15 protein-coding genes are annotated in these 15,853 nt (G+C 51.3%); all 15 read right to left on the bottom strand.

Annotated features, from left to right (window positions below; genetic code table 11):
* Positions 1–57 precede the first annotated feature (57 nt).
* Positions 58–1,050 (bottom strand): D-alanyl-D-alanine carboxypeptidase family protein, encoded by a 993-nt coding sequence (locus LK536_RS30285; RefSeq protein ID WP_331472625.1) that lies wholly within the window; start codon positions 1,048–1,050, stop codon positions 58–60.
* Complete coding sequence (gene mgsA / locus LK536_RS30280; protein ID WP_007864855.1) at positions 1,050–1,445, bottom strand: methylglyoxal synthase; 396 nt, start codon at positions 1,443–1,445, stop codon at positions 1,050–1,052. Before mgsA ends, LK536_RS30285 begins: the two co-directional genes overlap by 1 nt.
* Positions 1,446–1,465: 20 nt before the next feature.
* Complete coding sequence (locus LK536_RS30275) at positions 1,466–2,536, bottom strand: FtsW/RodA/SpoVE family cell cycle protein (RefSeq protein ID WP_506092012.1); 1,071 nt, start codon at positions 2,534–2,536, stop codon at positions 1,466–1,468.
* Positions 2,537–2,587: 51 nt separating this feature from the next.
* Positions 2,588–2,869, bottom strand: a complete 282-nt coding sequence (gene minE, locus LK536_RS30270; protein WP_008725880.1) for a cell division topological specificity factor MinE — start codon at positions 2,867–2,869, stop codon at positions 2,588–2,590.
* Positions 2,870–2,885: 16 nt separating this feature from the next.
* Positions 2,886–3,677: a septum site-determining protein MinD gene (minD, locus tag LK536_RS30265; RefSeq protein ID WP_008725882.1), complete on the bottom strand. Its 792-nt coding sequence runs from the start codon at positions 3,675–3,677 to the stop codon at positions 2,886–2,888.
* 77 nt (positions 3,678–3,754) lie between these two features.
* Positions 3,755–4,423: a septum site-determining protein MinC gene (locus LK536_RS30260; RefSeq protein ID WP_008725885.1), complete on the bottom strand. Its 669-nt coding sequence runs from the start codon at positions 4,421–4,423 to the stop codon at positions 3,755–3,757.
* A gap of 21 nt (positions 4,424–4,444) precedes the next feature.
* The gene (locus LK536_RS30255) at positions 4,445–7,363 is read right to left on the bottom strand and encodes a penicillin-binding transpeptidase domain-containing protein (protein WP_227794828.1); all 2,919 of its coding nucleotides are present in this window, start codon (positions 7,361–7,363) and stop codon (positions 4,445–4,447) included.
* The gene (gene mreD, locus LK536_RS30250) at positions 7,356–7,889 is read right to left on the bottom strand and encodes a rod shape-determining protein MreD (protein WP_008725889.1); all 534 of its coding nucleotides are present in this window, start codon (positions 7,887–7,889) and stop codon (positions 7,356–7,358) included. The genes LK536_RS30255 and mreD overlap by 8 nt, the downstream gene beginning before the upstream one ends.
* The gene (gene mreC, locus LK536_RS30245) at positions 7,886–8,731 is read right to left on the bottom strand and encodes a rod shape-determining protein MreC (RefSeq protein WP_008725891.1); all 846 of its coding nucleotides are present in this window, start codon (positions 8,729–8,731) and stop codon (positions 7,886–7,888) included. The genes mreD and mreC overlap by 4 nt, the downstream gene beginning before the upstream one ends.
* Before the next feature lie 14 nt (positions 8,732–8,745).
* Positions 8,746–9,441 (bottom strand): RadC family protein, encoded by a 696-nt coding sequence (gene radC, locus LK536_RS30240; RefSeq protein WP_008725893.1) that lies wholly within the window; start codon positions 9,439–9,441, stop codon positions 8,746–8,748.
* Positions 9,442–9,493: 52 nt separating this feature from the next.
* Positions 9,494–9,745 carry a DUF4321 domain-containing protein gene (locus LK536_RS30235; protein ID WP_008725895.1) on the bottom strand — a complete coding sequence of 84 codons (252 nt, stop codon included), beginning with the start codon at positions 9,743–9,745 and terminating at the stop codon, positions 9,494–9,496.
* A gap of 159 nt (positions 9,746–9,904) precedes the next feature.
* The gene (locus LK536_RS30230; protein WP_227794827.1) at positions 9,905–11,206 is read right to left on the bottom strand and encodes a methionine gamma-lyase family protein; all 1,302 of its coding nucleotides are present in this window, start codon (positions 11,204–11,206) and stop codon (positions 9,905–9,907) included.
* Between the two features lie 506 nt (positions 11,207–11,712).
* The gene (gene miaA, locus LK536_RS30225; RefSeq protein WP_227794826.1) at positions 11,713–12,672 is read right to left on the bottom strand and encodes a tRNA (adenosine(37)-N6)-dimethylallyltransferase MiaA; all 960 of its coding nucleotides are present in this window, start codon (positions 12,670–12,672) and stop codon (positions 11,713–11,715) included.
* Positions 12,673–12,746: 74 nt separating this feature from the next.
* Positions 12,747–15,107 carry a DNA mismatch repair endonuclease MutL gene (gene mutL, locus LK536_RS30220; RefSeq protein WP_227794825.1) on the bottom strand — a complete coding sequence of 787 codons (2,361 nt, stop codon included), beginning with the start codon at positions 15,105–15,107 and terminating at the stop codon, positions 12,747–12,749.
* A gap of 75 nt (positions 15,108–15,182) precedes the next feature.
* Positions 15,183–15,839, bottom strand: coding sequence for a YcxB family protein (locus LK536_RS30215; protein ID WP_025487277.1), 657 nt, complete (start codon positions 15,837–15,839; stop codon positions 15,183–15,185).
* Positions 15,840–15,853: the final 14 nt, after the last annotated feature.

Raw genomic sequence — 15,853 nt, 5'->3', positions numbered from 1 at the left:
TAAAAAATCAATTAAGATTACTCTAATTATAGTATAACTTCATAGAAAGCGCAATCACTATTTGACGATTTTAGAAATTATATTTGTCATATTGTCATAGAGATGGGGACGGCTGTCTGCCTTCAATACAACCGATATATACTCCTTATCAGAGTCATCCCTGGAAGCCATGATCAGACAATAGCCCGCCGCCTTGGTGGTGCCTGTCTTGCCTCCGAATACCTTTAAGCCATCCGGGGTCTCCCTTTCCCCTGTCATGAACCAGTTGCTGCCCTTCCAGGTCTTTGACACCGGTTCACTGTTTTTGTTGTGGTAATTGGCAGTGTACGCCGTTGTCCCCACAATCTGGCGGAATACAGGATACTTAAGGGCCTCATTGAATATAAGGTATAAGTCATAAGCCGTGGTATAATGGTCCGGATCATTCAAACCATGAGGATTCACAAAATGGGTGCCGGTAGCGCCCAGTCTGAGGGCCTCTTCGTTCATCATATCCGCAAACGCGTCAACACTGCCTGCTATATGGACTGCGATGGCAGCCCCCGCATCATTGCCCGAAGGAAGCATGAGACCATAAAGAAGCTGCTCCAGTGTCAGCGTGTCTCCTGGTTCAATACCGCACAGCGTTGCGCCCGGTTCCGTGATGACAGCATCATCCGTCACTAGGACACGGGACTTAAGGTCCCCTTCCCTGATGGCTACCAGGGCAGTCATTATCTTTGTGATGCTGGCCGGATACATACGCTCAAACGCATCCTTGCTGTAAAGGACTTCCCTGTCATCCAAGTCAAAAAGCGCTGCTGCTTCCGATGTGGCAAAACCAGGGTCAAATGAAGCCTCATCCGTGACAACGCACAGATCAGAGGCAAAGGCATCTGAAAAACGTGTGGTTGCGGCCTCCTCTTCCAGCGCCGGAATCCGCTCCGCGGCAACATAGGCATCCTTAAGACCGCCGGAACATCCGGTCAGGCCAACGGACGCAGTGATTAAAAGAGCACACAAAAGGGCAGATGCCCGTTTCATGCCCTTCACTCTGCCCCTGACAGCCATTATCTGGCAACCTCCCGCCATTCCATATCGCCTCTGTCCAGAGCCTTGATTAAAAGCTCTGCAGAAGCCAGATTGGTGGCAAGCGGTATATTATAGATATCACACAGACGGACCACATTGTTCACATCCGGCTCATGTGGCTTGGGATTGTTGGGATCCCTTAAGAAGATGACCAGATCCATCTCATTGTGCTCAATCTGGGCAGCCATCTGCTGCATTCCGCCAAGATGGCCGGCCAGATACTTGTGGATGTTCAGGTTGGCAACCTCCTCAATCAGGCGTCCCGTTGTCCCTGTAGCATACAGGGTATTCTTGCTCAGGATTCCCCTGTATGCGATGCAGAAGTTCTGCATCAGCTTTTTCTTTGCGTCATGTGCAATCAAACCAATTGTCATATTATATAACCCTCCTTGGATTAGAAATGTCTTGTCTCTCTTTGAAGTCCTACGTTCAGCACCAGCCCCATCCCAATGAAAATACTGATCAGGGAACTGCTTCCGAAACTGATGAAAGGAAGCGGAAGACCCGTGTTGGGGAAAATACCCGTTGCAACCGCGATATTGGCAAAAGACTGGAACGCTACCAGGGTAGCCATGCCAACACACAGGAGCCTGCCGGACAGATCCCTGGCCCGGGCAGCCATCATAAGACATTCATATACTATCAGTAAAAACAGGGTAATCACCACCACACAGCCGATAAAACCCAACTCCTCGCCAATAACGGCAAAGATGAAATCGGTCTGCTCCTCGGATAGGAAATTACCGTTTTTTACAGAAGCAATCGTTGTGTTGAACAACCCCTTGCCCTTTAACTGGCCGGAGCCAATGGCTATGATGGAGTTATTCTGCTGGTAGCGGGCCTCTCCGTACTGTTCCGGATAAAACCATGCCAGGATACGGCCTGCCTGGTATTCCTTGATAAAAGGAATCATACCATGGAGCAGCAGGTAGACGAATGTGGTAACGACCGGTATTGTAACAGCCAGGGTACCCATGATCCATCTGTAACTGATGCCGCTGGCAAACACGATTCCAAGGACCATTACCATGATGACGAGACAGGTGGACAGATTCGGCTGCTCAAATATCAGGGCGGCCGGAGCTGCGAACAGGGCAGCTGCAATTGCTACCGTGCTGACCTGATTGATTCTTTCCTGATACTTCATGAAATACCAGGAAAAAGTCACAATCAGGCCAATCTTTACAAATTCGGACGGCTGAAGCTGTCCGATTACCGGCACCTCAATCCAGCGTTTCGCATTATTGACCACATTCCCCCATATCAGCACGGCCACCAGACTGGCGATACATACGCCGTATATGACCATGCTGAAGTTCAGGATCCTGTGATAATCAATAAGTGACAACCCTATCGCCACTGCGAGTCCAACTAAAACACCCAACAGCTGTTTATTGACTGCATCCGCATTCATGTTGGTGGCGCTTCTGATGACCAGTACACCGATGATGTTGAGTGCAATCATATAAAAAACCAGCCGGAAGTTAAAATGTCTAAAATCATAATCCAAAAACATTTAATATAGCCCCTTGTTCGATATGGAACGAATCGGTATGTTGGCATGAAGCACAGGCAGGGCCCGGCTGTTGCCGGATAAAGGACTGTCTGTTTCCATCTGTATCTGGACCTTGTCCTTTTCTATCTCCATGTATTTTGAAATGGCATGAATCATGTCATCCCTTATCATCAGTATCATCTCCGGTGAGCAGCCTGCCTTGTCGGATACCAGCAAAAGTTTAAGCCGCATCTTAGCTGTCTCTCCGGAACGCCGGGTATGAAACCTTAAAAACCATCTCACCTTGACACCATCCCTTCTAAGCACGCCGTAATATGCTGCGCAGCCTGGCGAACAGAGTCTCAGACTGTCCGGGATTAGCCATGGGAACACTCTCCCCTAACAGCCTCCGGCAGATGTCCAGGTAAGCCTGTCCAGCCGGGGAACCCATACCCACTAACGGTTCACCCTGGTTGGTAGATACGACGATGTACTCGTCATCGGGGACTGCTCCGATAATGTTTACTGCCAGAATGTCCGTGACGTCGCTGAGGGACATCATGTCTCCCCTGCGCACCATGTCGGCCCGGATACGGTTAACGATAAGGTCCACTTCGTCAATCTCCGCATGTTCCAGAAGCCCGATGATACGGTCCGCGTCCCGGATGGCCGAGACCTCAGGTGTGGTAACCACCAGGGCACGGTCTGCCCCGGCAATGGCATTGTAAAATCCCTGTTCAATGCCTGCAGGGCAATCCAGCAGTATGTAGTCAAATTCTTCCCGTAAATCCTCTACCAGCTTCACCATCTGTTCCGGATTCACGGCAGTCTTGTCCCGCGTCTGTGCAGACGGCAGTAAATAAAGGTTCGGATATCTTTTGTCTCTTATCAGGGCCTGCTTCATACGGCAGTTGCCTTCCACCACGTCCACAAGATTGTAGACAATGCGGTTCTCCAGTCCCATGACCACATCCAGGTTGCGCAGGCCGATATCCGTATCAATCAGCACTACACGTTTACCCAGTATAGCCAGTCCTGTTCCCACATTGGCAGAAGTAGTCGTTTTGCCTACCCCGCCTTTTCCAGAAGTAACCACAATGACCTCACTCATAATGAAATCCTCCTGAAAAATACTTTACCTTCCTATTGTACATTAAATTTCGTAAATTTACCAGTATTTTTTTGGCATTAAGCAAAATTTAACATATTGTTTAGGAATGTTTTTTTGAGCGGGCGAACCTGGATTTCTCCATCCTCCACAAAAGCAAGCATGGGACCACGTCCCAGACGCTTGTTCCGCTCATTGAACCGGCTGCTCCTGCTGCCGATCCGGATCTGCAGCGGGGCCATCTCAAAGGCCATGATGACCGCATCCATGTTGCCGGCAACGCCGGCTGTCACGGTCCCCTTAAGGTCCCCCAGTATGATGACATTGCCTTTGGCCGTCACCCTGGCCCCATGCTCCACATCCCCTATGATGATGATACTGGCCTCCGACTCCAGGCAGTCCCCCCGCCGGAGCGTCCCGCGGTAAAACTGCCCTGTCTGGGAGCTTAGTTCCATCAGCTTATCATTCAGTGCTTTTTCACAGCGCTCAATCCGCTCTGCATCCGTGTCAAGGAGACAGAGGATCTCAATCTGTGAGTTCCTCGTAATCGTATCAACAATCTCGAATTCCTCGGCTGCAGTAAGGCTCCGTCCTTCCAAGGTAAGGGTCATCTGTACGGATCCCCAGAACCTGGCGCTTTCACTGAACTTCTTGGCAATGGCCTCCAGGAGTTCTTCAAAGGGAAGCCCAGGATCCAGGATTACGGTCATTCCCGCTTTACTGCTTTTGATTACTACCGCATTGTGCATACAATCACCTCTTTTGCTGGTTTAATCACCAATAGTTACATTTGATACACCTAAGGCGCCGGAACCCATGATCTGCTCCAGTGTCGTATATCCATAATAATACTCATATACCTTTTTGCCAAGGGTAGCCGCGTTAGTACCCGCATAACCGTAAGGTATGTTCACGGTAACGGCAACCTCCGGATGGCTGTAGGGCGCAAAGGATATGAAAAAGGCATGGTTGGCACGGTTCCTGTTCTCCTGTGCCGTACCTGTCTTGCCTGCCACTTCCACCGGCAGGTCTGAGAAAATCTTTTTGGCCGAGCTGTCTGTAATCACACGGCGCATACCGGTCTGCACCGCATTCCATGTGGTGTCGGCCGCTTCGATATGGGAACTGGCTGCAGGCGAGTAATCGGTTATCAGATTGCCGTCCGAGTCAGTAAGTTTGTCTAAAAGGCTCAGTTCGAATACGGTTCCCCGGTTGGCAAGGGCCGCCACGTAGCGGGAAAGCTGTACATTGGTATAGGAATGGGTACCCTGTCCCATGGCGGAACGCTCCGGGTCCTCCGATGAAATCTGGGGATCGTTTTCAGGAATCTCCACCCCTGAGGTGTGGTCCAGTCCAAACATGGCCGCATATTTGCGAAGGGTGGTAAGACCCTGGTCCGGTGAATAGGTACCGTCAGGCTTGATGCACAGCCTGTGGGCCAGTTCCGCAAAAAAGTAGTTACAGGAATTCTGTATGCCTTCCTCTATGTTCTCGGCGTTATGGCGTCCGGGCCATATCCAGCACTTAATCGGATTGGATACCTGGTCATAGATACCGGTACATTCAATGGTGTCCGTAAGGCCGATTACCCCCTCTTCCAGCGCTGCCACGGCAGTGATTGGCTTAAAGGTGGAACCAGGCGCTTTTAATGCCTGGGTGGCATTGTTGTATAACGGTCTTGAAAGGTCATCCTGAAGCTGGGCAAAGTAGGCCGCGTCCACGCTTCCGGACATCTGGTTATTATCATAGCTTGGATAGGTCACAAGGGCTCTTACCTCGCCTGTGCGGATATCTGTCACCACCACGCCTGCCGTACATGGATCCAGGGCCAGCTGCGCAGGTGTCAGTTCCAGGTTGGATATCTTTTCACGGATGAACTGGAACGCATAAGCGCTGCCTCCTGTCCTGAGGGCGGCAATCTCCTGGGGATTATCATCCAGGACCCACTGGGCAAACAGGGCCAGGCACAGCTGGTTCCCGCTAATGACCTCGTCATTCACCAGATAGCGGAACATACGCTTGGTAAACTTATTGTCATTCTTAAGGGATTCTATCACATAATCCACCAGCTGTCCGAATATATCATCCGCATCCGAATACTTACTGGACACATCCAGCCGTGTGGTATCCACCCAGTTGCCCGCAATCCCGCTGTAAATGTAATCCCTCAGGCTGATGGTACCGTCCCGCCATGCCTGGTACTGGGGGGAGGACTGGTCAATCTTATCCTTCTGGATGATACCAATGGAGGATTCTGATAAAAAGCTATAGATATAATTCATATAGGTAGACATATCATCCGGCAGGTCGTTCATGGCCATGGCATGTCCGCTCATAAGTTCGTTGCGGATGGAATTAAGGATCTGTTCCCTGGAGGCCATATAGGTGCCGTATATCTCCTTTTCAATGTCCGAGGCATCCTCCCTGGCCATGTCCGCCAGGGACAGGACATTGTTGTTGATCAGCTGGTAATAGGCGTCCTTGACCGGAATCGGGATTTTGGAGGAGTCATAGGTCTTATCGGGATCCAGGTCGTCTATCTGAAGGTTATAGCTTATGATGCCGGCCAGCTGCTGTTCTATCAGCTTATATATGGCAATCTGCAGGTCATGGTCAATGGTAAGGTACACATCATCCCCTGCCCTGGCATCCGTCTTTTCAATGATTTCACGGGGACGCCCCATATTATCCACATACATCCTGGAATGGCCCTTTTCACCCTGAAGCTCCAGCTCCATGGACTTCTCGATGCCGGTGCGGCCCACGATGTCGTTCAGGTCATATTTCCTGGCATCCTCGGGAAGGCCTGCGGCTTCTTCTGTATCACGCCACTGGTCATTGAGTTCGTCCAGCTGGTCCTCCTGGACCTTGCCCGTATAGCCGATGATGGGGGCAAAATACAGACTGTCCGCATATTCCCGGATATAGGACTGTTCCACGGACACACCCTTCAGATAGGCCAGGTTCTCGTTGATTTCAGTCATGGTCACATCGCTGACATTGGAGGACACCGTAGTGGTTTCATACTTCTGGTATTCGGTCAGCTTCATGGTGAAGATGATATTGACCATGTCAAGGGCAATGTTATCCGGAAGTACAAGAGGATTCCCCTTGTCATCCTTCATCTCATCCAGCTTATAGCTGTGCTTTTTGATTTCAAATGCCTCCCTGGCCGTGATGTTGGTTGGGTATCTGCCCTTGGGGTCATCCAGTTCACTGGAGGAGGAACGGCCGTAAAAGTTCAGGAAAAACCTTGTCCTTGCCGCGTCCGAGGTAAAGGTGTAGAACATTTCCCCATTCTGGTCCATGGCTATCTCAAGCTTGCCTTCCACCTTCTCACCGCGCCGCTCCAGGATGGTGACCAGCCTGTGGAGCATCTGGTTGCGGTCGGCTGTCTTGGGGTAATCCCCGGTATCCTGGATTACCACGGAATAAGCCAGTTTATTGTAGGCCAGTTCAAAACCGTTGCAGTCATATATCTTGCCCCTGGTTCCCGGCGTGTCCACGCTGCGCTCTGTCTTCTGCATGTACTTTTTCTGATAATCACTGCCGTCCAGGATCTGCATGCGGAAGAGTTTGCCCACAAGGCCCGCGAACATCAGGGTAAACATGACAGAAAGGGCAAAAAGCCGGGAACTGAACAGTTTTTTGAAAAATTCTCGTACTATCTCTAAAAGCTCATCAAACAAGGTTCTTGTCTCTCCTTTTCCCTATATCCTCCACACGTCTGCTGGCGGATAAGAACAGCCGGTAAATCAGAAGGGTTGTCACTGCCGTAAAAATGATTTCCGGTAGGATGATATTCCTGAAATAGTATGGAAGGTTCAGCCTTCCACGAATCAGGAACCGGAATACATAGACATACAGGCTGTACCACAATCCGTTGACAATGCTCAGGATCAGGGGCAGCGTGATGTAGTCCTCATAGTAATATTTGGTGAATATGCCGTTGACATATCCGATGTATACATAAATCAGGGTATAAAACCCAAAGGGTCCGCTGTAGAACAGGTCCAGCAGCAGCCCGGATAAAATCCCATAAAGCATCCCCGCATTCTTCCCATGGATGAATCCGAAGGAGAACGTAAGGATTAAAAGCAGATTGGGCGTTGCTGACAGAAAGGGCAGTAAAGGGAATACGCAGTTCTGCACCGTAAATGCCAGTACGATGAACAATATATTGATAAGAACCTGTTTTACCTTTGCTTGAATCACTGGGCAGCCGCCTCTCCTGTATCTTTGATATCCGTGATGATGAGTACCTCCTGCAGGTTATCAAAATCCGCAATGGGTATCAGGTACCCGGATTGGGTCAGATGGTCCGGGTCAATGGTCACATCCGACGCATACCCGATTAAAATGCCGGGCAGGAACTTGGTGCTGATGTTGGAGGTGACAATCTGATCCCCGTCCCGTATCTGGGCATCCTTTGAAAAATCAGTAAGCTTAAGCCTTCCCTCCTCATAGAGGGTCAGGTCCCCTGCCACGATGCAGGTGTAGGAAGAATCCAGCTTCATGGCGCCTACGCGGTTAGAGTCATCGATGATGGAGCGGACCGTTGCATAGTTGGCGCCCACATCGGTCACGATACCCACCAGGCCCCCGTCAGCCACCACGTTCATGTCCACAGCCACCCCGTCCGCGGAGCCTTTGTTGATCCGGAATACCTGGAACCACTTTTCAGAGTCCCTGGCAATGACACGGGCCCCTATCTTGTTGTACTGCATATATTCCTGGTCCAGCTCATACAGCTGTCTGAGACGGTCCAGTTCAAACTGTTCGGCCTGGAGACGGTTATTATCCTCGGTCAGCTGGGCAATCTGGTCTTTCAGCTCCTCGTTCTGGGCAAGGGCATCCTTCAGGGTGCCATAATTTTTCATCTCGTTGTAGATACCGGTACCCACCGCGTTGACCCCGGACTGGATTGGAATAAGGAAATATCCCACTCCGGTGCGCAGCGGATCCATGACGCCGTCTTTCAGGGAGGTGATGCAGATTAACAGTACGCACAGTACCGTAAGGCCTGTAAGTATATATTTGCTGTGTTTAGATTCCATGGATTGACTTCCTCTTACAATATTTTCTGTTCACGGAAACTGAGATACCGTCTGTCTCCGATGATGATATGGTCGATGAGGGTGATGCCGATAAGCACGCCCGCTTCCTTTACACGTTCCGTGAGCATAAGGTCTGCACGGCTGGGGCTGGGGTCACCGCTGGGGTGGTTGTGCACCAGCACCATGGACACGGCGCAGCACCTGAGGGCCTCTATCAGTATCTCCCTGGGCGTCATCACGGAAGCATTGACCGTTCCTCTGGATATGAGCAGATCCTTTATCAGTCCCTGCTTTGTATTCAGGAACATGACCCGTATCTCCTCCTGCTCCAGATGACGCATATCTTCCATATAATAGTCAGATATCTGGCTGGGATGTTCAAAGGAAATGCGGTTGATGCCTGTCTGCTTCTTCCAGATGCGCCGGGACAGCTCACCGATGCAAAGGAGCTGTACACCTTTCACCTTACCCACCCCTTTGATTTTCATGAAATCATTCAGGGAATGGTGTAAAAGCCCCAGCAGACCGTCACCCGGGCTGCCAAGGGCCAGAAGCTTTCCTGCCAGGTCCAGGGAGGAATGATCCCTGCTGCCTGTACGTATGATGACCGCCAGAAGTTCCGCGTCCGTCAGGACGCCCGGACCAAAACAGAGACACTTCTCATAAGGGCGGTCCACACTTGGTAAATCCTTCATTCTTATTCTTTCCATCTCTCTCCTAACTACGCACCTCTCCAAGCACAAAGTTAAGAAAATCAGGAAATCAGATAAACCGGTAAATAATCAGGGCAATGGCCACTCCGATGATACTGGCCATGGTGATTTTAATCGTAAGCCCAAAGGTGATGACCAGGATACCGAAATTAATGACAAGAGGCGAATCCAGTCCAAAGGATTGTCCAAAATTCAGCCAGCCAAGCCATGAAATCCCCTCAGCCATCTGTCCCATGAAGCCGCCCAGGACAATACCTGCCAGCAGCATGATTAAAAGTATCCAGAAATTCCTGTAATGCATATGCCTTGTCCTCCGGTCCCACCAGCAGGACAGCAGAGTGTACGCACTCCCCTGCCGGATTAGTATATATTACCATAAGTTATCTGAGGTGTCATCTTAAAATTTTCGTAACAATCCAGACTGCGCGAAAATCAGCACACATCCCTTCAGGATGACGCCCTACGGACAGTTATGGATATTCACGACACCGTCATCCAAAAGCTGCTGCAAAGACTTAAGGATTCCAAGCTTTGCATGGTACCAGGTAAGCCCGCCCTGGAAATAAACAGCATACGGCGGCTTAATCGGCCCGTCCGCAGACAGTTCAATGGATGATCCCTGTACAAAAGCCCCTGCCGCCATGATGACCGGGCTGTCATATCCCGGCATGTCCCAAGGCTCCGGCGTCACGAAGCTGTCCACAGGCGCAGCCGCCTGAATCCCCTTACAGAACGCAATCACGCCCTCAGGCGTGCCAAAGGTAATGGCCTGTATGATATCATGGCGTGACTCCCTTCCATCGGGAACAACCCCAAAGCCCAGCCGTTCATAAACATTCGCCGCAAAAATAGCCCCCTTCAACGCTCCAGCCACAACCGTCGGTGAAAGGAACAGCCCCTGATAGAGCTGCTGGTTAATCCCCAGGCTGGCCCCCACCTCCTTGCCAAGGCCAGGCGCGCTAAGCCGGTAGGAAGCCTTATCCACGCACTCCTTCTTCCCCACAATATACCCGCCGATGGGAGCCAGGCCGCCGCCCGGATTCTTAATCAGCGATCCCACAATCATATCCACCCCCACATCCGTAGGCTCCAGCTTCTCCACAAACTCGCCGTAGCAGTTATCCACCATACAGATAACCTCCGGCTTCCTGCTCTTAATAAAAGCAATCAGCTCCCCAATCCGTTCCACCGAAAGGGTAGGCCGTGTAGCATACCCTTTGGAGCGCTGGATTGTAACCAGCCTGGTCCTCTCATTCAGCGCCTTCTCAATACCCTCAAAATCAAATCCCCCGTCCTCAAGCAGGTCCACCTGCCTGTAAGTCACCCCATACTCCTTAAGCGACCCAACGGAATCCCGGATTCCAATGACTTCCTCCAATGTATCATAAGGCTTCCCCACCGGGGAAAGCAGTTCATCCCCCGGCCTGAGGTTCCCCGACAACGCCACATGCAGCGCATGTGTCCCGCTGATCAGCTGCGGCCTCACAAGGGCGCTCTCCCCGTGAAACACGCTGGCATACACATCCTCCAGCGTATCCCTTCCCAGATCATTATATCCATACCCTGTAGTAGCGGCAAAATGTATATCACTGACCCTGTTAACCTGCATCCCCCGTATAACCTTCATCTGATTATACTCCGCAACCGCATCAATCCCCGCAAACCGTTCCCGAAGCCCCTCTTCTATCTCAGCGCCAAACCCCAGCACCTCATCCCCAATCCCCAATTCCCTATACATATCCTTTAACTCAATATTCTCCATATCCCTTCCGTATCTCCATTCCCATTCATCTACTTAATAACACAAACCTAACATCCCAAACACAAACTATAAATCTAATATCTATATAATCCTTAATATGATTACTAACAAAACACCATTATTAACAAAATATCATTCCCCAACATCCTAATCACTATATCCCAGACATAAACCACCCATATCAAACCATATATCTCCCATCCAAATCAGGGCATGCAGATGGAGGAACTAAATTTTCAAACAGGCCCCAGTACTGCCTTATGCAATTAACGTTGAAAACAGCACCCATTAATTACGCAAGGCAGAACCAGGCCCTTCAAGAATCATCCATTTCTCCTTGCGAACGCCCAGCGCCGGATGGTCCATACACCCTGTGAAGACCATCTTTGTACGCCGGCACTTAGGCGCGGTCCCTCACGCGCCTTAGTACCGCTGCGTACAAAACCGAGCGCGAGCGTGTCTGAACAGGGTGTATGGACCATCCGGTGCGGACCTTCGCCGACTCACTATTGTAGCACAATCCCCGCCCCAACGCAATCCTCTATTATCCGTTCCACAACCAACGCTGCATCATTCCCAAAATCAGGCAGGTTCAGCCAGCGCACATCCCGTTCCCGTTTAAACCAGGTCAGCTGCCGCTTGGCAAAATGCCGGGTATCCCGTTTGAGGATATAGACCGCCTCATCCAGGGTGCATCTGCCATCCAGGTAATCCAGGATTTCCTTATATCCAAGGCCCTGCATGGAGGTCTGTCCACGATGGCAGCCCATTGCCTTTAAGGCCTGCACTTCCTCCACCAGGCCGTTTTCCATCATCTGGTCCACGCGCCGGTCAATCCGTCCATAGAGGACAGGGCGCTGCGTGTTCACCACGTAATATAGGAAATTATATGGGGACTCCTTTATCCGTTCTTCCTGATTATGGACCGATATCCTCTCACCTGTCAGGCGGTAATATTCAATGGCGCGGATGACCCTTTTTACATTATTGGCATGGATCCGTGCAGCGGATTCCGGGTCGATTTCCTCCAGCATGGCGTGCAGCACAGCAGGGGCAGCCTCACCTTCCCTGGCAGCCAGTTCCTCCAGTTCCCGGCGCACAAGGCTCTCATCGTCATTCTCCTTAAAATCAATGTCATAGAGAAGGGCCTGTATATAGAAGCCGGTACCTCCTGCAATGATAGGGATGCGGTGATGGCTGTAAATCTCCTCCAGCGCCTCCTTTGCCATATGCTGGAATGTGACAACATTAAAATCCTGATCCGGTTCCAGCACATCGATGAGATGATGGGGGACTCCCTCCATCTCATGGGCCGTAATCTTGGCCGAACCGATATCCATGTGCCGGTATACCTGCATGGAATCGGCGCTGATGATTTCACCTCCTATGGCCTTGGCCAGTTTGATGGACAAGGATGTTTTTCCGACTGCCGTTGGGCCGGTCAGTACAATAAGCGGCTGCTTCATATGCGGGCTGCTCCTTTCAGTCATATCTTGGTCGTTCCTATTGGGTCATGTCCAGGTCATGTCTAAACCATGCCTTACACAATCCGTTTGAATTTCTTTTCCAATTCATATTTGCTCATGGAAATGATGGTGGGCCGGCCATGGGGGCAGGCATATGGGTTGTCCAGCCCCAGCAGCTGGTCAATCAGTTCATTGGCCTCCGAGAAGGACATGGAATGATGGCCCTTAACCGCTGCCTTACAGGACATGGAAGCCACCTTCTCATAAATGATATCCGGGTTATGTACCGACATATCATCGGACAGCCCGTCTAACATCTCAATGAGCAGGTCCTTCTTGGCAATGGAAAACAGGTTTGCAGGAACCCCGCGCACCGCATATTCCCTGCCGCCAAAAGGCTCTATCTCGAATCCCATTCCGGTAAAGTATTCCATATATTTATTTAACAGCAGTTCCTCGTTCATATTCAGGGTAAGGATGATGGGAGGTTCTACCATCTGTGTGTCATACTGCCGTGTCTTCAGGGTTTTGATGGTCTTTTCATATAGTACTTTTTCATGTGCGGCATGCTGGTCGATGATGAACAGCTGCTCATTGTACTCCACCATCCAGTATGTATCAAACAGCTGTCCGATGAGTTTGTGCTTCAGACGGGCTTTGGGGTCCAGCAGTTTACCGTCAAAGAGATCCAACTGCTGAGGATTTTCCTCTATCATCTCAGGAGTACCTAAAGGCGAGTCTGTATCGGAAGTGGAGGAAATTCCTCTTTTAATCGCCCTGGAAGGAATATCGGTGGAGGAAAATTCTCCAGAAACGCAGGAATCTGTTGCCGTCGTGGGGCTTGGACCGGTTATTTCCTTCTGTTCATTTTCGATGGAACTTCCCAATCCGGCTGGTCTTTCTGAGGTGGTTGGCCTTCCAAGTCCAGCCGGACTTTCCGTCATCACCGCAGCCCCGGTTCCCTCTTCTGTGGATATTCCTCCATGTTCCGTCTGGCTGCCAGCCTGTCCAGTCCCAGCCTTTGCAGCGGCTTCTGCCTGTTCCCGCCTTCTCTCCTTCAGCCAGTCCGGCATCAGGTCATTTACATAGGACGGTTTTGGCGGCGGGGTCTGGCTGTAGGATACTGCCTGGCTGCCGGATTGTGGTGTCGATGGTACGCCCCCCGGTGCCGCGGCTTGGGATGGCCTAGCTCCCAGCGCCATGGCCCCCGGCGCTGCGGACTGGGATGGCCTGGCTCCCAAGGGCATGGTCTCCGGTGCCGCGGCCTGGGATGGCCTGGCTCCCAAGGGCCTGTCCCCCGTCGCTGCATTTTCAAGGGGTCGGTCCCCTGGTGCCATGGCCTGGCGCCTGCGCACTTCGAAGGGTTCCGGTCTGGGGGCCAGACGTTCCGCCAGTTTGGCGGCCTCTTTTTCCCTTTTTTCAGTCAGGCTTACCTCGGGAATCAGTTCCTTATGCGCAAGGGCATCGCCCACCGCCTTTACCACCGATTTATATACGCTTTCCCCGTCGCTGAAACGCAGTTCCATCTTGGTGGGATGGACATTCACGTCCAGGGTATCCGGCTGTATGGTAAAATGCAGCATGGTGAACGGGTATTTGTGCTGCATCATGAATGGCTTGTACGCCTCTTCTATGGCCTTTGATATGATGTTGCTCCTTATATAACGCCCGTTGATGAAATAATTTTCATAATTGCGGTTGGAACGGGCGATTACGGGCTTACCGATGAATCCGGTTACCTGCATGCCCGGCTGTTCAAAGTCCACGGACAGAAGGTTGGCTGCGATTTCCCTTCCGAACACGGTATAGATTAAATCCTTCAGGTTATGGTTGCCTGAGGTGTAAAGCTTATTCTGGTTGTTCTGGATAAAGCGGATGGAGATGTCAGGATGGGACAAGGCAATCTTTTCCACCAGCGCAGCCACATGGGCGCCCTCTGTCATGGGCGTTTTGAGGAATTTCTTCCTGGCCGGGGTGTTATAAAACAGATTCCTGGCAATGATGGTGGTGCCTTCCGGGGCGCCAATCTCCTCCAGCCCCTTTTCCATACCGCCTTCTATCTGATACCGGGTGCCGGTGAGGCTGTCCGATGTCTTGGTAATCAGTTCCACCTGGGCAACTGCCGCGATGCTTGCCAGCGCCTCACCCCGGAACCCCAGTGAGGATACGGTGAAAAGGTCTTCCACGGATTTAATCTTACTGGTTGCATGGCGCAGGAATGCCAGGGCAATCTGGTCTTTTGCTATGCCGCTGCCATTATCCGTAACCCTGATCATACTGCAGCCGCCGTCCTTAATCTCGATGGTCACCGCGGTTGCCTGGGCATCGATGGCATTTTCAAGAAGCTCCTTGACAACGGAAGCCGGGCGCTCGATTACCTCCCCTGCTGCTATCTTGTTGATTGTATTCTGGTCTAATACGGTTATATTGGCCATAAATGCTTCCTTTCTGTATGTGGCTTGCCAACTCCAAAAACGCCGGCCCCAAACCTTTGCCAGGGCCGGCTTTTATTAATTGTTCTTCTCTGGGGTAAATTCCCTGACCTGCACCCACTTAACCGTCTTGCCTGAGCGTTCCGTAAGTAAGGTGCGCAGGCCGCTTAAACAGGCTGCGCCTATCTGCTTCTTATCCAGCAGATAGCCTCCATGGTCCCTTGTATAAAGCACAAGGCACTGGTTTGTCTCGCAGATGCGCGATATCTGGCTGTACTCAAGGGTCCCTCGGCCGCCGGAGGTACTGAAATAATTCCGGTAAAACTCATAGGTCACCGTGCGGGGCTCCCCGTTCTTGATGAGGAACCGCCTCCATGCCGTATCCAGCTGCATCCGGTTGGAACGGTCCGAGTTAAAGAGTCCGCTGCGGATGAACCGCGGGCCAAGGGTGCGGATGAAAAAAGTAAGGCTTAGGAATACGGAGGCCGCCATCAGGCTGCCGCGTATCCTGTATTCACCCATGGATACCTTGATAACACACATGATAAGGGCTGCCAGAAAGCATATAAAGCATAGACAAAGCAGAAAACCGAATGTGGTCCACACCCTGAGCGGGGCGGAGGGGTTCAGTTGCTTTTCCACTGATACCATGTGGTACAGTGATTCCTGGGTCATCTTCATGTCAATGGTATAACAGGCCGGATGATTTCTGTCCAGCGTTCCTTCTGCACTCATACAGGCTTCCTTTT

It is taken from the genome of Clostridium pacaense (assembly GCF_020709765.2).
GTDB classification, from domain to species: domain Bacteria; phylum Bacillota; class Clostridia; order Lachnospirales; family Lachnospiraceae; genus Enterocloster; species Enterocloster hominis.
This window is presented reverse-complemented; position numbering and strand designations above follow the sequence as displayed.